Genomic DNA, 19679 nt, shown 5'->3' on the forward strand with positions numbered 1-19679 from the left:
GCAGGCGGTGACGTTTCACAAAAATACGGCTGGTAATTTTCAAGACGCTGTTGACGTAGGTACCACCGGACTTCCTGAAGCCAGAGCTGGGGATGTAGCACCGCCCGGCTGAATGTCACGCCAGATAACTACCCGTGATTATCATACAGGTTAATCATCGTCTGGTTGATACCCGCGATCGGGATGAGTCGACTCTGTGCTGCTGAAGCCGTCACATTCATCCCTACGCATCATATCAACAGACGATCATCAGCCCTCATGCAGCCCACATTCGCGTTTCAGGCCGAAGAAACGGGTTTCTTCCTCGCTCATGCCCGGCTCCCACTTGCGGGTGGTGTGAGTATCGCCCACCGACAGATAGCCCTGTTCCCATAGCGGGTGGTAGCTCAATCCGTTGGTTTTCAGATACTGGTACACCGTGCGGTTATCCCAGTCGATGATCGGCAAGAACTTGAATACGCCGCGCATGACAGCCAGTACCGGCAACCCTTCGCGGCTGCCCGACTGTTCACGGCGCAGACCGGCGAACCAGGTGCCGGCGCGCAGTTCTTGCAACGCCCGATCCATCGGTTCGACTTTATTGATCTGGTTGTACTGCTCAATGCCGGTCAGCCCCTGTTCCCACAGTTTGCCGTAACGCGCCTCCTGCCAGGCGGGAGACTGCGCGGCACGGTAAACCTGAAGGTTAAGACCCAACTGTTCGGTCAGTTGATCGATGAACTGATACGTCTCTGTAAACAGATAACCGGTATCGGTGAGGATCACCGGAATATCCGGCCGCTGTCGGGTAACCAGATGCAGGCACACCGCTGCCTGAATGCCGAAACTGGAGGAAAGCACAAACTCGCCCGGCAGGTTTTCCAGCGCCCAGCTGACGCGCTCCTGCGCGGACAGACTCTCCAGCTGTTGGTTAACGTCCGCCAGCGCGGCGGCCTGTTCCGGTTGGGGCAAGGCGCGCAGCGCCTCCAGATTCAACATAGACATCAGGTTCTCCTGTCAGTCGTAAAAATCAACGGCGGGATCCAGCACCGGTTTAACGATGCCGACACGGATCGCAAAATCGCCAAACCCTTCGCCGCTCTCGCGTTCGCTGGCCCAGCGCCCGACCAGTTGGTCGATATCGGCCAGAATCTCTTTCTCGGTGATGTTCTCCCGATACATGCGCGGAATACGCGTGCCTTCGCGGTTGCCGCCGATATGCAGGTTGTAGCGGCCGATGGCTTTACCCACCAGACCGATTTCCGCCAGCATGGCGCGGCCACAGCCATTAGGGCAGCCGGTCACGCGCAACACGATATGGTCATCACCCACGCCATGCGCCTGCATGATGGCTTCCACCCTGGTGACAAACTCCGGCAGGAAGCGCTCCGCTTCGGCCATCGCCAGCGGGCAGGTCGGCAGCGATACGCAGGCCATCGAATTCTGACGCTGCTCGGTGACGCTGTCGTCGATCAGGCCATACTGGCGCGCCAGCGCCTCGATTTTGGCTTTGTCGCGGGTAGCGACGCCGGCCACGATCAGGTTCTGGTTGGCGGTCAATCGGAAATCGCCCTTGTGGATTTTGGCAATCTCCGCCATACCGGTTTTCAGCGGGCGCCCCGGATAATCCAGAATGCGACCGTTTTCAATAAACAGCGTCAGGTGCCATTTATTGTCGATCCCTTTCACCCAGCCGATGCGATCGCCGCGACCGGTAAACGCGTACGGGCGAACGGCCTCAAAAGCGATGCCGGCGCGGCGCTCCACTTCCTGTTTGAAGGTCTCGACGCCCACCCGCTCCAGCGTGTATTTAGTCTTGGCGTTCTTGCGGTTGGTGCGATTGCCCCAGTCGCGCTGAGTGGTCACCACCGCTTCAGCTACCGCCAGCGTGTGCGCTAATGGAATATAGCCCAATTCGCTGGCGGTGCGCGGATAGGTCGCCTTGTCGCCGTGAGCGATAGACAGACCGCCGCCTACCAGTACGTTAAAACCTACCAGTTGGCCGTTATCTGAAATGGCAACAAAGTTCAAATCGTTGGCGTGCAGATCCACATCGTTCTGCGGCGGGATCACCACCGTAGTCTTGAACTTGCGCGGCAGATAGGTCGCCCCCAGAATCGGCTCCTCGTCGGTGGTGGCGACTTTTTCCTTATCCAGCCAAATCTCGGCGTAGGCGCGGGTGCGCGGCAGCAGGTGTTCGGAAATCGTCTTCGCCCATTTATAGGCCTGCTGATGCAGCTCGGACTCCACCGGGTTAGAGGTGCACAGCACGTTACGGTTGACGTCGTTGGCGGTCGCCAGCGCATCCAGCCCAACCTCATGCAGCAGTTGATGAGCGGATTTCAGGTCGGACTTCAGAATGCCGTGAAACTGGAACGTCTGGCGGTTGGTGATGCGGATGCTGCCGTACAGCGTCTTTTCACCGGCGAACTGGTCGATGCCGAGCCACTGCTTCGGCGTCATCACCCCGCCCGGCAGGCGGCAGCGCAGCATCATGGCATGACGCGGTTCCAGTTTCTGTTCCGCGCGCTCGGCGCGGATATCGCGGTCATCCTGCTGATACATGCCGTGAAAGCGAATCAGCAGAAAGTTGTCGCCGTTAAAGCCGCCGGTCAAGCCGTCGCTCAAATCCTCTGTAATCGTGCCGCGCAGGTAATTGCTTTCCAGCTTCAAACGCTCGGCATCAGCCAGCTTGCCCTCGACCACCAGCGGACCAGAATATCTTTCGCTCATTAGTACACATCTCTCTGATAACGCCGCTCAAGACGCAGCTCGCTTAAAAACTCATCCGCCTGTTCGGCGTCCATTCCGCCGTGTTCAGCCACAACGGTCAGCAGCGCCTGCTCTACATCCTTCGCCATGCGATTGGCGTCGCCGCAAACATAAATATGGGCGCCATCCTGAATCCAGCGCCACACATCCGCGCCTTTTTCACGAATTTTGTCCTGTACGTAGACCTTGTGCGCCTGATCGCGCGACCAGGCCAGATCGATAGTCGTCAACAGCCCGTCTTTAACGTAGCGCTGCCACTCCACCTGATAGAGGAAATCTTCGGTAAAGTGCGGGTTGCCGAAGAACAGCCAGTTTTTGCCGCCGGCGCCTTCAGCCTCACGCTGCTGCATAAACGCGCGAAATGGCGCGATGCCGGTGCCCGGACCAATCATGATTACCGGCGTTTCGGGGTTAGCGGGCAGGCGGAAATTGTCATTGTGCTCAATGAACACGCGGACGTCGCCGTCCTCTTCCAGCTGGTCCGCCAGATAGCCTGACGCGCCGCCGCTACGCGCACGGCCTTCATACTCATAACGCACGGCGCCGACGGTGATGTGCACTTCGCTGCCGACATCATCCTGCGACGAGGCGATGGAATAGAGGCGCGGCGTCAACGGACGCAGCAACCCGGTGAGCTGTTCCGGCGTCAGTTCCACCGGCGCTTCGCGCACCATATCCACCAGCGGAGTACGCTGGGCGTACTGCTGTAGCGCGGATTTATCGGCAACCAACCCCAGCAGCGCCTCGTTGCGGGACAACGCCGCGTATTTGGCGACAATCGGCGCGGTGTTTTGCGTCAGTTCGAAATGGCGTTGCAGCGCTTCGCTCAACGGCAGGGTATTGCCGTCCACGACGACGGATTCGTCGCCTTTCAGCCACAACAATCCCAGCAGTTCCTGCACCAGCGCCGGATCGTTCTCATACCAGACGCCCAGCGCATCACCCGGCTGATAATGCAGACCCGAGTCGCCCAGATCGATTTCGATATGACGAACGTCTTTTTCCGAGTTGCGGCCGGTGATTTTCTGGTTGACCGACAGCGACGCGGTATAAGGGGCATCCTTGTGATAGGGGCTGGTGGTGATGGCGTTAACCTGACCGCTGGCCGCGGTTTGCACCGCCACCGCCGTCTGACTGGCAAAGCGCGCCTTCAATGTTTCCACAACCTGACGACGCCACTGCTCCGCCAGCGGCTGGAATTCCACATCGGCATCGACGCGATCGAGCAGGCGTTCGGCGCCTAACTCCGCCAGACGGCCGTCAAAATCCTTACCCGCCTTGCTGAAAAACTCGTAAGAGGTATCGCCGAGGCCAAATACCGCAAACGCGGCGCCCGCCAGCGACGGCGCTTTTTTCGAGAACAGGAATTTGTGCAACGCTACGGCTTCTTCCGGCGGTTCGCCTTCGCCCTGCGTCGAAGTGACGACCAGCAGCAGTTTTTCCTGCGCGATCTGTTTGAATTTGTAGTCGCCGGCATTCACCAGCGTCACCGGCAGGCCGGCCGCCAGCAGATCGTCGCGCACCTGTTCCGCTACGCGGCGGGCATTACCGGTCTGAGAGGCGGAAATCAGCGTGATGGACGACAGCGGCGCTGCGTCAACCGCTGGCGCCGCCGTTGTGGCCGGAGCGGCAACCGCGCCGGGCTGTTGCTGAATAACGCCCCAGAAATAGCCGGACAACCAGGCCAGTTGCGTCGGTGAAAGATCACCGGTCGCGGCCTGAAGACGCGAAAGTTGCTCCGCGCTCAATGGGAGCAGCGGAGTCGGAGAAGCCGGAGTTGTCATTGTAGTGTCGGTATCCTTGTTCTGGTCGCGGGCGCTAATGCCGGGTTGCCGCAATAGTCAAATTCATGAAATAGAAAGTCAGATGGGACATAAGGTAACCATCCCCATCTTAACAATTAAAGACATGATGGAAATATTTAATAACCAAAACGACTAAATGGTTTTTTTGATAACACTTATTGCTTTAAGTGTTATTGATCACAATTTACTGCATTGATTATTTTAATGTTTCTTTTGCGCTATCGCGCTGGCGTTATACTCAATGCTCTGTGGCTCAGGGAGCACACCGATTATGTGGCAGCGTCGCGCACTGGAACTGAACACCCAGGATATCTGGCACTGGCGGCACATTACCGCGCTGGCGGACTACGCCCGCCGTTATGGGTTCAATACGCTGGTGCTGGGGCAGGCGGACCTGCTGGACAAGCTGGTGACGCCGCCCGCCTATCAACATGCCCGCTTTGACGATCGCATCAGCAGCCAGCAACGCTCGCGCTGCGTCTATCTCAATCAGGTCGCCGCCTATTGCCGCGAACAGGGGCTGGCGCTGTACCTGCAATGCAAAGAGCTGGCCTTCCCCACCGACCTGTTGTTGCAGCACCCGCAGTTGCTGGACGATGCGCGTCAGTTCCGTATCGACACCCATTTCTGGTGCGATTATCTGGCCGCCAAAGTGGATCTGCTGATGCAGCAGATCCCGCGTTTGAGTGGATTGATGCTGGCGATTTCCAACAGCGACAGCCTGATACGTTTTGCTCCGCCGCCCGGCGAAGAGATGCAAAGCGGTAATATGCCGCCGACAATCCCCCCCCCCCTAGACAGCGAACCGATCTACCGGCAACTGTTTGCCGCCGTCTCCCGAGTTATCCACGCCCACCAACGTCATCTGGTCTTGCGCGCCTTTCCGGCCAATCATCACGACATGTCTCACGTACTGGAAGCCATCCGCAGCCTGCCGTCCACCGTCTCCGCCGCCATCAAGATGACGCCGGAACGCTTCTGGCCGGAATTCCCCAACAACCCGGCGCTGCTGGAGCTGGATGACCGGGAAATCTGGGTGGAGCTTGATCTGGCGGGCGAGGAAGTCGGCTGGGGCAATCTGCCGTTTCTGCGTTACACCGAGATTCAGGGGCGGTTGCTATGGTGTCGGGAAAAGAACCCGGCCATCGTCAGCGCAGCCTGCCGCATCAGTTGGGACGGCGTCGATAACCACAGCGTGCTGGGGTCGTTGAGCGAATTTACGCTATTCGCCTGCGCACGCCTGTTGAACGGCAGCGCGCCGCCGGTTAACGAAAGCGAACTTTTTCGCCAGTGGCTGGCGGAATGCTGGCAATGGCAGCCGGACGATGCAGTCTGTCATACCATGCGCGCCCTGCTGGAACAGGCGCAGCAGGCGCTGTCGTTGTCGCTGTATGCCCGTCACCATGTGTTCCACCGCCATAGCCTGCTGCCGTCCAGCTACGGCCAGGCGGTGTGGAGCCTGTACGGTCAGCTCAACCGCAACCACTGGTTGCCCGGCTCAGGGCGCGACATCACCTTTGATCGCCGCGAAACGGAACTGGCTTCCCAGAATCTGTACCAGATTGTGCGGGAGAAAGACGCGGCCTGGCAGTTGGCCGACCAGAGCCAGCAGGCCGCCAGCCAGTTTGCCCGCGACCACGACCTGCCGGAACCGCTGCGCCAACGCTGGCTGCAGGAATGGCGTGGGCTGGCGCTCTATTGCCGGGCCTTCGTCCATGCCCAGAAAGCCTTTTTCACCCTGCACTACTGCCAGCGGGTGGAAAACAACTGGACGCTGCGTGAAATCGCCAAAACCAATATTCAGGCGCTCTACGGCGTCGCGCATGAAATGGACGATTTCTGCCTGCAACACCGGGACTACCCGGTGAGTATGCACGTCATGTTTGATGCCGCCCGCCCGCGCGCGCTGGCAGACAGCCTGCAACAACAGCTGACTGCGCTGACGCAGGACACCGGCGGCGGTCATCAGGCGGCGTCACGTCACGAGACGTAACGCCGCCGGGCCGGCAAATCAGCGGATCACCCGTTTCAGGATGCGGTTGCCCATGTCGTTGAAATTCTTCGCCGACGTCTCCACGCTCCTGTTGCCGTAATCCAGTTGTTCAACCGTTTGCAGAATCAGGCTGGCCAGTTGCGGATCTTCAATATACGAAGACACTGGCGTCTGCATCGGTTTTTCCAGCGCCTGCATCAGCCCTTTCACCGCCAGATCCTGCGTATCCAGCCGCTGACTGTCCTGCAACGCCTGACGCGCCACCCGGCTGAGCGGTACGCCGCGTTCGGTGCCCATCAGCAGGCTGCCTTCCGGGTCATTCATCAGGAAATTGAGCAGCAGCGCCGCTTCTTGCGGGTGTTTGCTGCTTTTGCTGATGGCAAACAGCATCGATGGTTTGAAAAATTGCCCCGGATTGTCGGAACCCGGCGTCATCATGTACGGCCCCAGCTCCAGTCTGGCGGGCGGCGCCAGCGGTTCGGCGTATTTCTTCACCACCGAGGCCCAGAGCTGCGCCCCGCCGTATTCGCCGTTGATCCACGGCCTTGTCTCAAACACCCCGGCTTTGCCAAAGGCGTTGTAGTATTTCGCCGATGGAATGACATGATCATCCACCAACCGTTTGTAGAACCGAAACGCTTCCAGCCACTGCGCCTCGGTGTAATTGAAGCGTTTGTTCTGCTCGTCAATCATGCCGATATGAAATTTCTGGGTCATATAGGTGTTGAGAAGCTCCAGCAATCCCTCGCCGCTATCCTGCGCCGGGGAAGCCAGCGGGAAGTAGTTGTCGCCGAGCTTATCCCTGAACACCTTGCCAGCCTGGAACAGTTCCTCCCAGGTGGTCGGGTACGCCAGACCGGCCTTTTTCCAGGTATCGACGTTGTAATACATCACCAGCCCGTTGAGCGAAGTGGAGATGGCGTTGACCTTGCCGTCCACCGTGGTCAGCGCATCCGCCGGAAAATCCTGCAGCTTTAGGGTCTCTTTCAGTTTGTTCAAATCGTAAAAGCCGGTACCGGTGCGGGAGAAGATCGGTATCCAGTTCCAGTTGATCTGCACTACGTCCGGCTCTTCGCCGCTGGCGATTTGGGTGGTCAGGCGCGAAAGGTAGCCATCCCAGCCGGTATATTCGGCTTTGACCGTGATCCCCGGGTATTTTTTCTGAAAAGCTTCAATAGCGGCCAGCGTGGCCTGATGGCGGCTGTTGCCGCCCCACCAGGACATGCGCAATGTCACCTGTTCCGCGGCCTGAACCTGGCCCAGTACGGTAAACGCCAACAACACCAGTCCTACCAGCAATCTCATCATGTCCCCGATCCTCTTTATGTTGTTATTTCAGGGCGGAAGGGTAATCAGGCAGGTACAGAGCACCTCCCGCTGGGAAACAAGATAGGCAGATTGTTTTTTTCTTCACCAGCGCCGGGGAACGACCAAATACGCGTTATGCGGAGCAGGCTGAAAAAATGCGTGTCGACAAACCCGGCAACGCTCATTTCATGGAAGCGGGTTCACCGTCCGACGCATTGCTGCACCCTTGCCTCACAACCTGCCTTCAACTGTGAACACGTTGCGCGATCGAGTTCACAGTTATTTAACAAAAACAAAACACCATGCGCCGCCAACGCTATGCGCAGTCGCCGGAAGGGATAAAAACGTGATGAAACACACATCGCGCTTGGGCCGCGGCGAGTATGACGTTATCACGCTCACATTCCGCCGGATTACGTTGGGCAGGCTGTGAAGGCGCTCTAACCCTGAGCGATTTCCCGCCGCACCGCGGCTGCCTGCGGTGAAAAACCGTGCTGGAATGACCTCCGTACCCCTATCGAAACAGGATAAAAACCATGAGGCTATCCATTCGCTCCTACACGCCCGCCGCCGACGGCGTTACCCCCGACACCGCGCTGTTCCAGCGGGCGATCGACGACCTGACTGCGCAAGGCGGCGGCACGCTGGTGGTGGAAGCGGGGCGTTATCTGCTGGGAGGATTACGGCTGCCCTCGAATTTCTGCCTGCAACTGGACGCCGGAGCGGAACTGATCGCCAGCGCCTGCTATGACGATTTTGCTCAAACCACTACCGTCAGCGTGGCCGAGCTTTCCGATCGCGCGTTTCTGTACGCCCGCCGGCAGCGCAACATCACCCTGTGCGGAAAAGGGAAAATCACCGGTAGCGCCGACGCCTACTTCTCAGCCGAGCCCGATGAGCAGGGCTATCGCCTGCCGGCGCAGCATCGCCCGCGTATTCTGGTGCTGGAGGACTGCGAACAGGTCAGTTTGCAGGACGTGACCATCGAACAGGCGCCGATGTGGACCGTCCATCTGGTGAGTTGCCGTCAGGTCAACGTTGAACGCCTGACGGTGGATAACGACATGACTATGGCTAACACCGATGCGCTTAACCTCGACAGCTGTCAGGACGTGACGGTGCACCACTGTCACCTGAGCGCCGCCGATGACGCCTTGTGCATCAAAACCACCGCCAAGCCCCCCGCCATGCAGTATAAGGCCCAGCGAATGACGGTCAGTCACTGCCGGCTGCGTTCGCGCAGCTGTGCGCTGAAAATCGGCACCGAAACCTTCGCCGACATTGAAGACCTGACCGTCAGCCACTGCGTCATCTACGACTCCAACCGGGGGATTGGCCTGATTTCCCGCGATGGCGGCGCGTTTCGCCGTATCTGTTTCAGCGATATCACCTTCGAATGCGTCGCGGCACCGCCCTGTCACTGGGGCAAGGCCGACCCGGTATTCGTGTCGGCGCGTTACCGCGACCCGATGATTGAACCCGGGGTGATTGAGGATGTGCGCTTCGTGCGGCTGTCCGGCGTTAGCGAAGGCGCCATCAACCTGCACAGTACGCCGGCGGGTTATATTCGCGATATTCATTTCGACGGCATTACGCTAGAACAGCGACCGAGCGATTCGCCGGAACAGGGCTTGTACGACGTCCGCCCGCCCTGCAACCCGGAGCGCCCCACCGGCATGGGGCTGGACAACGCTTATCTGGTCAACCCGGATACCGGGCGCGCTTACGGGGTGGAAACCTACCCAACCGGGCTGCCCGCGCTGTTTGCGCGCGGCGTCAGCGGATTAACGTTACACAACATGACGTTGCAGCGTCCGTCTCCGTTGCCCATCGGCTGGAGTCACGATGCGGTTATCGAACTGACGGAATAGCCCGATTGACAACCTGGCAGGATGGCGCGCTGATACTGGCAGAAAGGACAGTTTGGTGTCAGGAAACGTGCTTAACACGGCACTTTCCGGTAGTATGCGACGGTTTTTTGAATGACACGAGAGCCTCACCATGCCAACCACACTGTTTAAAGATTTCCAGTTCGAAGCCGCGCATCGGCTTCCCCATGTGCCGAACGGCCATAAATGCGGCCGCCTGCATGGTCATTCGTTCATGGTTCGTCTGGAAATTACCGGTGAGGTCGATCCTTATACCGGCTGGGTGATGGATTTCGCCGAGTTGAAAGCTGCATTCAAACCCACCTGGGAGCAGTTGGATCACCATTACCTGAACGACATTCCAGGGCTGGAAAACCCTACCAGCGAAGTACTGGCGCGCTGGATCTGGCAGCAACTCAAACCGACGCTGCCGTTATTAAGCGCGGTGACCGTCAAAGAAACCTGCACCGCCGGTTGCGTCTACCGCGGCGAGGACGACTGAGTCAGCGGCCTGCGCGGCTATCAGCTAACACGACGCCCATCAGGCAATATTGAGGTATTTGTGGGTCTGCATCGATAAACGCCAGTTGCGGGCGATGCAGGTTTCAATACACAGCCGGGTGGCGTCGTCCTTCTGACTGATCGGCTGCAACGCCACAATCCGCGCCTTCTCGTCATCCAGTCTTGCCAGCAACGCATCCAGCGCCTCAATATCCCGCTCGCGCGCCACCGGATGTTTGATTTCATTCGCCCGTTGCAGCGCCTGATCCAACACCGCCAGCCCGCCGCGCATATTCACTTTGGGAGAAACCGTCACCCAGCAGTCGGGTGAGCAGCGTACTTCGTGGGTGCCGCTGGTTTCGATCTGAGTACTGAACCCCCGCTGCTCCAGCGTCTGCGTCAACGGCGTCAGATCGTGGATACAAGGCTCGCCGCCGGTAATCACCACGTGTCTGGCGCTGTACCCCTGCAACGCTATCTGCCGCAACAGCTCCTCAACACTGGAACCGCTCCAGGCGTCGCTTTCCCCGCTTTTAACCAGCACCTCCGCCAGCGGAATCTGCCGCTCCGGCAGTTTTTCCCAGGTATGTTTGGTGTCGCACCAGCTGCACCCCACCGGGCACCCTTGCAGACGGATAAACACCGCCGGAACGCCGGTGAAAAAACCTTCGCCCTGTAGGGTCTGGAACATTTCGTTAATCGGGTAAAGCATCGTGTTTCATTATTCCTTCTGGCTAAACCACTATTATCGCCGATAGTGCAAGCCATGCCAAACCGCCGGATGTAATAACAAAAAAGAACGACTGCCTGAGATTTGTGCCTGTGCGATTCCCGGTTAATAATCAACAGGTCGCACATGATACGACCATACCTCTATCCCCAATCGATCTCGCATTGTGGGAAGGCGGCAACAGCGCGAATCCCCTGGGCTTGCTTACTGCAGTAAGCGACGGGAATGCGCGACAGGTTTGCGTAAGCCGATTTGAACGCTGCCAACTGCAATGTGGAAGATGAAAGGTATATTCACAAATAAGGAAATGTAAGATGACATTATTAAAGCCCCTTGCTGTTTTCTGTTTGTCATTATCTCTGGTTCCGGCATTCGCCAATGCTGAAGCGGTCACCCAGGTTAAAACCCAACCCGGTTATTACCGCATGATGGTCGGGCAGTATGAAATCACCGCGCTGTCCGACGGCACCAACACCATGCCGATGGACAAGCTGCTCACCCGCACACCGCGGGAGAAAATCGTCAGCCTGCTGGAAGCCAGCTACCTGAAACCGCAGGTGGAAACCTCTATCAACGCGTTTCTGATCAATACCGGAAAAAACCTGATTTTGGTTGATAGCGGCACCGGCGCGCTGGGCGGAAAAACCACCGGTAAAACGCTGGCCAACCTGAAAGCGGCCGGGTACAAACCGGAGCAGGTCGATACCGTGCTGGTGACTCACCTGCATGCCGATCACTTCGGCGGACTGGTCAGCGACGGAAAACTGGTTTACCCCAACGCCACCATTTATGTGAACCATAAAGACACCGATTTCTGGCTAAGCCCGGACAATCTGAAAAAAGCGCCGCAGGACAAAAAAGCCGGATTTGAGCGCGTGCAGGAAGTGTTCCGCCATATCCGCGAAGCCGGCAAACTCAAAACCTTCACCGATCATCAGTCACTGCCCGCCAGCATTACCGCCGTGCCGACGCCAGGCCATACCCCCGGCCATACATCGTTCCTGGTTAACAGCGACGGCCAGAAAGTCCTGCTGTGGGGCGATATCGTACACGCCGAAGCGGTACAAATGCCGCTGCCGGACACCGCCATCGCGTTTGACTCTGATAGCGAGCAGGCGGTTCGCACCCGCGATGCACTGCTGAAAGAAACGGTGAAACAGGGTTACTGGGTCGCGGGCGCGCACATGCCGTTCCCCGGCATCGGTCATGTGGCGGTACAGCATGACGCGAACGGTAAGACCAATGGTTACCGCTGGTTGCCGGTCAATTACAGTCTGTCGGGGTTGTGAGTCACACAAGCCTCAAAAAACGGGCTTCCACTGGAAGCCCGTCCAAAACTCGCTATCTCTTCGACGCGTTTTACAGATAGACGCGCAAATACTCCGACAGACACAGAATCGCCATCGCTTGGCCGTATGGCATCGAGGTCAGCGGAATCTGGCGGTAGTAGTCCAGATCCTTACCCATCGCCGTCCCAAAGGACACGTTGAGCAATTCCCCGTTCTCGCTAATGTTCGCTATCACGCCGCGCATCGCCTTTTCCGCCACGTCGGCGTAGCGACGGTCAATGTAGCGCTTACGCACCGCTTTGAGGATACCGTAGGCAAACCCGGCGGTCGCCGAGCTTTCCAGATAAGAGGTGGGGTCATCCAGCAAGGTGTGCCACAGGCCGCTGTCGTCCTGATACTTCGCCAGCGCTTCCACCTGACTTTCCAGCACCTGAACCAGAAAACGGCGGGTGGCGTTGTGCTCGGGCAGATCCAGCAATTCGATGAATTCCGGGATTACGATGGTCAGCCAGCTGTTGCCGCGCGCCCAGCGGGCCTGCGCAAAACTGTGGTTACCGTCGAAAGTCCAGCCGTGGAACCACAGGCCGCTCTGGCGATCCATCAGGTACTGCACGTGCAGCAGGAACTGGTAGGTGGCTTCTTCGACAAACTCGGGGCGGTTGAGCAGCTTACCGATTTTCGCCAGCGGCAACACGCTCATCATCAACGTGTCGTCCCACAGTTGATCGGTGTTTTCGCTGTTGTAGACGATGTGCTGCAAACCGTTCTTGTGGGTACGCGGCATGTCGTACATCACCCATTCCGCCCAGCGTTCGAGATACGGCACCCAACGGCTGTCGCCGGTTTCTTCATAACGGTAGGCCAGCGTCAGGAACGGACACACGGTATTGACGTTTTTGGTCGGCGTGCCCTCTTCCAGCCGGGCGGTGAACCAGTCATCGATGATGGCGCGCATCCGCTCATCGCCGGTCTGGCGATAATACTGGTAGATGCCGTACAGCCCGATGCCATGCGTCCATTCCCAGCCAGCCCAGCCTTTGGTGTCGATCACCCGGCCGTCATCCAGCCGCAGCAGGAACTCACCGGTTTTATCTTCAATGTTGATCAGATTGTCGGTTACCCGGCAAATCAACGCCTTTAAATCGTCCCGGGAGATGAAGTATTCGGGCTGGCGCAGCAGCGCGCTATGTTTTACAGGAAAAATGGTCATAACAGATATCCGATTCCAGTTTCATTACCTATCAATCGATGACTTCTCGATACGTATCCATCTGCACAGCACGGCTCAATGCACACCGTGGTGAGGCGTTCCGCCGGTGATCGACCGGGCCGGCGCCTTGTGACGATTGAGATAACCAATGTTGTTGTTCCCCCACAGGGATTCATATGGCATACCGGCCAGCATTTCCACTGTAGCTCGGGCTTCCGGCGTGACCTTTTCCGGCACAATGCGGCCTGCTTCGCGCATTTTCGCCGTTTCATGACGCAACACTTCATGCGTTTGCAGGTTCAGCTTAAAGCGCAGCGACACCAGGAAGCCTAACGCCAGCACCCCGACAGTACCGAAACACAGCACCACCAGAATGGTGTGGCTGACGCCCGGCGCCTGCACGCTCTGACCGGAGACAAAGCCGGACAGTTGCAGTACCACGCCCACCAACATCACCGCGCCAGCCTGCGAGGCTTTACGGGTCAGGGTCATAATGCCGGCGAAGATCCCTTCACGGCGCTGAGCGGTGATGACTTCATCCACGTCAGCGATGTAGGTATAGGTATTCCAGGGCACATAGTTGATGCCGCCGCGCCCCAGACCGGCCAGACCGGACACCAGCAACAACAGCGAGAACGCCGAATGCATACCGCTGTAGTACAGGAAGCCATAGGAGAGCGCGCTCAGACCAAACAGGCAGACCACCATACGGTAGGACGGTGCCGGGCCGAACTTGATGCACAGCGGGATCATCGCAATCACCGAAATAAACTGTAGGATCGCCATCGTCCCCATCAGGTTGGACGCCATGGTCGGGCTCTGCATCAGCACAAACACCACGTAGTAAGTGAACACCGCGTTGAACACGTCCTGAGCGATATAGCCGCCCAGATACATCCCCAGATGCTGGCGGAAGATGCGGATACGCAGCGTGGACAACAGTTCAATGTTAAGGCGTTTGAGGCTCTGCCCCAGCGTCAGCGACTGGCGTTCTTTTTCCGCCTGCAGCGAGGCCTCCGACATTTGGTCACGCGGCCGTTCCCAGGTGAAGAAGTACACCAGCGTCAGCACGCAGGCGCAAATCACCGAGAACACCAGACTGGAGTAGAAGAAGGACACCGCATTGTCTTTGCCGAAGTACCCCAGCAGGATACCGGGCAGAAACGCCGCCAGAATCGCCGACAGCTGCGCCAGCGCGATACGCGCACCGGAGAACTTGGTCTTCTGTTTGAAATCATCGGTCATTTCCGGCACCAGCGTTTCATACGGCACCAGCACCATGGTGTAGATGACGTCAAACAGCAGGTAGGTAATCAGGTAGTACCAGTAATCCATGTGGCCGACCCACATCAGGCTGTAGCTGAAGACACAGGGAATACCGAGCAAAATAAAGAATTTACGGCGCCCGAAGCGTTTGCCCAGCCAGGTGGAGCCGAAGTTATCGGTCAGGAACCCCATCAGCGGACTGACCACCGCATCCAGTACCCTGGCCATGGCAAAAATAAAGGTCGCCTCGATAGGCGTCAGGCCGCAAAACGTGGTGTAAAAATAGAGCAGCCAGCCGGCGGTGAGCGCCGTGGTGCCGGCCCCGAGGAAATCGCCGGAACCGTAGGCCAGGTAATTCGCCAGCCCAATCTTACGTGTTTTCATCGCCATCCTTCCTCATTGATTTATTTATGAAGGTGTTGCGGCGGACCAAAAAACATCGTTGCCGCCGTAGCGTTAAGGTAACGAGGCGGCAAGGCAAAAACCTTTGCGCGTTTGCCACCCCGTTGCCGCTACTGGCATCCGCGGGAAGAACCAACCGATCGGCTTCAAACTTCTGGTCGAAATACGATTTCGAATCAACAGAACCCGTGGTCCGAAATTACTCTAGCGGGTAGAGACGCGGCTCGCATGCAGGGAAGAAGGGATTTGGGATCGGGTTCATTGTTTGTCATGCCCATGACCCAACGGGGAAGAAAAGTCTGGAAGCACGCTCGCAATTTACATGATTCAGTGCAGAATCAGGCAGGCTGATAGCGGGCCATAAAGCCGCACAAATGCCAACCGGCAGGCAAAAAAAATCCGGAAGCAGAAATGCCTCCGGATTGTCAGACGTGATGACCGGCGAGTCGAGTTCGCCGGTCGGCAGGCGCTTACGCCTGGCCTTTCACTTCTTTCAGGCCGTTGAACGGTGCAGAATCACCCAGCGCTTCTTCGATACGAATCAGCTGGTTGTATTTAGCCACGCGGTCAGAACGGCTCATGGAACCGGTCTTGATCTGGCCAGCCGCAGTACCTACCGCCAGGTCGGCGATGGTAGCGTCTTCGGTTTCGCCGGAACGGTGAGAGATCACAGCGGTGTAGCCTGCGTCTTTCGCCATCTTGATAGCAGCCAGCGTTTCGGTCAGAGAACCGATCTGGTTGAATTTGATCAGGATGGAGTTGGCGATGCCTTTCTCGATGCCTTCTTTCAGGATCTTGGTGTTGGTTACGAACAGGTCGTCGCCCACCAGCTGGATTTTGTCGCCCAGTACTTTGGTCTGGTAAGCAAAGCCAGCCCAATCGGATTCGTCCAGACCGTCTTCGATGGACACGATCGGGTACTGTTTGGTCAGCTCTTCCAGGAAGTGGGTGAATTCTTCAGAGGTGAACGCTTTGTTGCCTTCGCCGGCCAGAACGTATTTACCGTCTTTGTAGAATTCAGATGCAGCGCAGTCCATCGCCAGCGTGATGTCTTTGCCCAGCACGTAACCAGCCGCTTTCACCGCTTCAGCGATAACAGCCAGCGCTTCGGCGTTGGAACCCAGGTTCGGCGCGTAGCCGCCTTCGTCGCCAACAGCAGTGTTCAGGCCTTTGCCTTTCAGCACTTTAGCCAGGTGATGGAAAACTTCAGAACCCATACGGATGGCTTCTTTCACGGTTTTCGCGCCAACCGGCTGAATCATGAATTCCTGGATGTCGACGTTGTTGTCGGCGTGTTCACCACCGTTGATGATGTTCATCATCGGCAGCGGCATGGAGTATTTGCCCGGGGTGCCGTTCAGTTCAGCGATGTGAGCATACAGCGGCAGGCCTTTAGACGCCGCAGCGGCTTTAGCTGAAGCCAGAGAAACGGCCAGAATGGCGTTGGCGCCGAAGTTGGATTTGTTTTCAGTGCCGTCCAGGTCGATCATGATCTTGTCGATGGCAGCCTGATCCTTGGCGTCTTTGCCCAGAATAGCCTGTGCGATCGGACCGTTTACCGCGGCAATGGCTTTGGTCACGCCTTTGCCCAGGAAACGGGATTTGTCGCCGTCACGCAGTTCCAGCGCTTCGCGGGAACCAGTGGAAGCACCTGACGGTGCCGCAGCCAGACCGACGAAACCACCTTCCAGATGAACTTCAGCTTCAACGGTCGGGTTTCCGCGTGAGTCGATGATTTCACGGCCAATGACTTTAACGATTTTGGACATCAGATTTTCCTCAGTACAAGTTAAACTAAAACCTCAGACGGCAACGCGCGATCAGAGGACCGCGCGTTGCTGCAAAACTCATTTCACCGGTAAAACCTTACTTCACCTGACGCTTCTGGTACGCCCCGGCGGCTTTCACAAAGCCGGCAAACAGCGGGTGCCCGTCACGCGGCGTGGACGTGAATTCCGGATGGAACTGACAAGCCACAAACCACGGATGATCAGGGATCTCAATAATCTCCACCAGCTTACGGTCGGCGGAGACACCAGCAACACGCAATCCCGCCGCCTCAATCTGTTTCAACAGCATATTGTTGACTTCGTAACGGTGACGATGACGTTCAATGATCGTCGGCTCACCGTACATCTGGCGCACCAGGCTGCCTTCCGTCAGATGGCACTGCTGCCCGCCTACGCGCATGGTGCCGCCGAGGTCGCCGTCTTCGCTGCGCACTTCGATATTACCATCGGCGTCACGCCATTCGGTAATCAGCGCCACCACCGGGTATTTACAGTCTGGCACAAACTCGGTGGAGTTAGCGCCTTCCATACCGACGACATTGCGGGCGAACTCCATCAGCGCTACCTGCATACCCAGACAGATGCCAAGGTACGGGATGTTGTTCTCGCGGGCATAGCGCGCCGCCATGATTTTCCCTTCCACCCCGCGGTAGCCGAATCCGCCCGGCACCAGAATCGCGTCTAACCCTTTCAGCACATCGACGCCGCGCGTTTCCACGTCCTGCGAATCGATGAGCTTGATGTTGACCGTCAGGCGGTTCTTCAGACCGCCATGTTTCAGCGCTTCAATCACTGATTTGTAGGCATCCGGCAGTTCCACGTACTTGCCGATCATGCCGATGGTCACTTCGCCGCCCGGATTGGCTTCTTCGTAAATAACCTGTTCCCATTCTGACAGGTTTGCTTCCGGACAGTTCAAGCTGAATCGTTTACAAATATAATCGTCCAGACCCTGAGATTTCAATAGCGCCGGAATTTTATAAATGGAATCAATATCCTTCAGCGAAATAACCGCTTTTTCCGGCACGTTGCAGAACAGCGCGATTTTTGCGCGTTCGTTAGCCGGCACGGTGCGGTCGGAACGGCAGATCAATACATCAGGCTGGATACCGATGGACAGCAGTTCTTTCACGGAGTGCTGGGTCGGCTTGGTTTTCACTTCACCCGCCGCCGCCATGTACGGCACCAGCGTCAGATGCATGAACAGGGTGTGCTCGCGGCCCACTTCCACCGCCATCTGGCGAATCGCTTCAAGGAACGGCAGCGATTCGATATCGCCGACCGTACCGCCGATTTCCACCAGCACCACGTCGTGGCCTTCGCCGCCTTCGATAATGCGTTCTTTAATCGCGTTGGTGATGTGTGGGATAACCTGAATGGTCGCCCCCAGATAGTCGCCCCGACGCTCCTTGCGCAGAACGTCAGAATAAATGCGTCCGGTGGTGAAGTTATTGCGGCGCGTCATTTTTGTGCGAATAAAACGCTCGTAATGACCCAGATCGAGATCGGTTTCGGCGCCATCTTCGGTGACGAACACTTCGCCGTGCTGCGTCGGGCTCATCGTGCCCGGATCCACATTGATATACGGGTCCAGTTTCATGATGGTCACGTTGAGGCCACGGGCTTCGAGAATAGCCGCGAGAGAGGCTGCGGCAATGCCTTTACCCAGAGAGGATACGACCCCGCCGGTCACAAAAATATAATTAGTTGTCATGCTGAACCTGAAAGTTTAGGTTTAAGGACGATGGAAAGACCAGGACGGGAAAGTAGTATACCCGAACCTGGGAGGCGTCACAAATGATCGTTTTACCCTTTGTGACGTTGACAGGCTCCGGCTGATGCGGTATCTCCCACCCACGCGGGAGACGATGACCGGGTTTAAAATCAGCCGGATAGCGCCAAAAAACCGGGAAAAACCCGACTTTCGTTCAGGAAATGATTTCAATCCTTTTTTTCTGATGCTTTTACCTGTTGCCAGGCTGCTTCCATCTCATCAAGCGTGGCGTCGGCAAGGGATTTGCCGCTTTCGCCAATCAGTTGCTCCACCTGCTGGAAACGGCGGGTGAACTTGCGATTCGCCTGCTGCAGTGCGATTTCCGCCTTGTGTCCGAGATGGCGAGACAGATTGACCGCCGCAAACAGCATATCGCCAATTTCTTCGCCCAGTTTTTCCGGGTCGATCACCGCCTGCTGCGCTTCGACCATCACCTCGTCGATCTCTTCGTACAGTTTGTCCACCACCGGTCCGAGCGTGGTCCAGTCGAAACCGACGGCGGCGCAGCGCTGCTGGATTTTATGCGCCTGCATCAGCGCCGGCAGCGCCTGCGGGATATCGTCCAACTGCGAGTGACGATCTTTTTCCGCCCGTTCCTGCGCCTTGGTCTGCTCCCAGTTAGCCAGCACCGCGTCGCTGTCCGGCAGCGTGGCGTCGCCGAAGATATGCGGGTGGCGGCGTTCCAGCTTGTCGCTAATGGCGTCACACACGTCCGAGAAATCAAACAGCCCCTGCTCTTGCGCCATACGGGCGTAAAACACCACCTGAAACAGCAGGTCGCCCAGTTCGCTGCGCAGGTCGTCGAAATCCTTGCGGCTGATGGCGTCGAGCACCTCGTAGGTTTCCTCCAGCGTGTAAGGAGCGATGGTGTCAAACGTCTGCTCGCGATCCCACGGGCAACCGTTTTCCGGGTCGCGCAGCCGCTGCATGATGTGGAGTAAGCGCGCGATGGCGGATGAATTCATAATAATCCTGATAATGACATGATAAAG

Annotated in this window: 14 protein-coding genes; 4 read left to right on the plus strand and 10 right to left on the minus strand. The window is 57.5% G+C overall.

What is annotated here, in order from left to right:
* Positions 1–249: 249 nt before the first annotated feature.
* The 3 genes from DXX3274_RS17680 to cysJ are packed head-to-tail and all read right to left on the minus strand — an operon-like array spanning position 250 to position 4535.
* Positions 250–984: a phosphoadenylyl-sulfate reductase gene (locus DXX3274_RS17680; RefSeq protein WP_042860886.1), complete on the minus strand. Its 735-nt coding sequence runs from the start codon at positions 982–984 to the stop codon at positions 250–252.
* 12 nt (positions 985–996) lie between these two features.
* Positions 997–2712 (minus strand): assimilatory sulfite reductase (NADPH) hemoprotein subunit, encoded by a 1716-nt coding sequence (gene cysI, locus DXX3274_RS17685; protein ID WP_042860887.1) that lies wholly within the window; start codon positions 2710–2712, stop codon positions 997–999.
* Positions 2712–4535: an NADPH-dependent assimilatory sulfite reductase flavoprotein subunit gene (gene cysJ / locus DXX3274_RS17690; RefSeq protein WP_042860888.1), complete on the minus strand. Its 1824-nt coding sequence runs from the start codon at positions 4533–4535 to the stop codon at positions 2712–2714. Before cysJ ends, cysI begins: the two co-directional genes overlap by 1 nt.
* 292 nt (positions 4536–4827) lie before the next feature.
* On the opposite strand from cysJ, the gene DXX3274_RS17695 reads away from it, so the two are divergent.
* Positions 4828–6549: a hypothetical protein gene (locus DXX3274_RS17695; RefSeq protein ID WP_042860889.1), complete on the plus strand. Its 1722-nt coding sequence runs from the start codon at positions 4828–4830 to the stop codon at positions 6547–6549.
* An 18-nt stretch (positions 6550–6567) separates the two neighbouring features.
* Here DXX3274_RS17695 and DXX3274_RS17700 read toward each other — a convergent pair whose 3' ends face one another.
* The gene (locus DXX3274_RS17700) at positions 6568–7857 is read right to left on the minus strand and encodes an ABC transporter substrate-binding protein (protein ID WP_084478825.1); all 1290 of its coding nucleotides are present in this window, start codon (positions 7855–7857) and stop codon (positions 6568–6570) included.
* 536 nt (positions 7858–8393) lie between these two features.
* Between DXX3274_RS17700 and DXX3274_RS17705 the strand changes: the two genes are divergently transcribed.
* Together DXX3274_RS17705 and queD are read left to right on the plus strand one after the other, a co-directional pair.
* Complete coding sequence (locus tag DXX3274_RS17705; protein ID WP_042860890.1) at positions 8394–9728, plus strand: glycoside hydrolase family 28 protein; 1335 nt, start codon at positions 8394–8396, stop codon at positions 9726–9728.
* A gap of 130 nt (positions 9729–9858) precedes the next feature.
* Positions 9859–10227 (plus strand): 6-carboxytetrahydropterin synthase QueD, encoded by a 369-nt coding sequence (gene queD, locus DXX3274_RS17710; RefSeq protein ID WP_033569254.1) that lies wholly within the window; start codon positions 9859–9861, stop codon positions 10225–10227.
* Between the two features lie 39 nt (positions 10228–10266).
* On the opposite strand, the gene queE is transcribed toward queD, so the two are convergent.
* Positions 10267–10938 carry a 7-carboxy-7-deazaguanine synthase QueE gene (gene queE / locus DXX3274_RS17715; RefSeq protein WP_042860891.1) on the minus strand — a complete coding sequence of 224 codons (672 nt, stop codon included), beginning with the start codon at positions 10936–10938 and terminating at the stop codon, positions 10267–10269.
* Between the two features lie 332 nt (positions 10939–11270).
* Between queE and DXX3274_RS17720 the strand changes: the two genes are divergently transcribed.
* Positions 11271–12245, plus strand: coding sequence for an MBL fold metallo-hydrolase (locus tag DXX3274_RS17720; RefSeq protein WP_042860892.1), 975 nt, complete (start codon positions 11271–11273; stop codon positions 12243–12245).
* Positions 12246–12315: 70 nt separating this feature from the next.
* Here the strand turns inward: DXX3274_RS17720 and DXX3274_RS17725 are convergent, their stop codons facing one another.
* The 5 genes from DXX3274_RS17725 to mazG form a co-directional block, all read right to left on the minus strand.
* Positions 12316–13455: a glycoside hydrolase family 105 protein gene (locus tag DXX3274_RS17725; RefSeq protein WP_042860893.1), complete on the minus strand. Its 1140-nt coding sequence runs from the start codon at positions 13453–13455 to the stop codon at positions 12316–12318.
* 75 nt (positions 13456–13530) lie between these two features.
* Positions 13531–15105, minus strand: coding sequence for an MFS transporter (locus DXX3274_RS17730; protein WP_042860894.1), 1575 nt, complete (start codon positions 15103–15105; stop codon positions 13531–13533).
* Between the two features lie 488 nt (positions 15106–15593).
* Positions 15594–16892, minus strand: a complete 1299-nt coding sequence (gene eno, locus DXX3274_RS17735; protein WP_042860895.1) for a phosphopyruvate hydratase — start codon at positions 16890–16892, stop codon at positions 15594–15596.
* Positions 16893–16989: 97 nt separating this feature from the next.
* On the minus strand, positions 16990–18627 hold the full coding sequence (gene pyrG, locus DXX3274_RS17740) for a glutamine hydrolyzing CTP synthase (protein WP_013319250.1): 1638 nt from the start codon (positions 18625–18627) through the stop codon (positions 16990–16992).
* A gap of 227 nt (positions 18628–18854) precedes the next feature.
* Positions 18855–19652: a nucleoside triphosphate pyrophosphohydrolase gene (gene mazG, locus DXX3274_RS17745; protein WP_042860896.1), complete on the minus strand. Its 798-nt coding sequence runs from the start codon at positions 19650–19652 to the stop codon at positions 18855–18857.
* Positions 19653–19679 lie beyond the last annotated feature (27 nt).

Source organism: Dickeya sp. NCPPB 3274, assembly GCF_000406205.1.
Classification (GTDB): domain Bacteria; phylum Pseudomonadota; class Gammaproteobacteria; order Enterobacterales; family Enterobacteriaceae; genus Dickeya; species Dickeya fangzhongdai.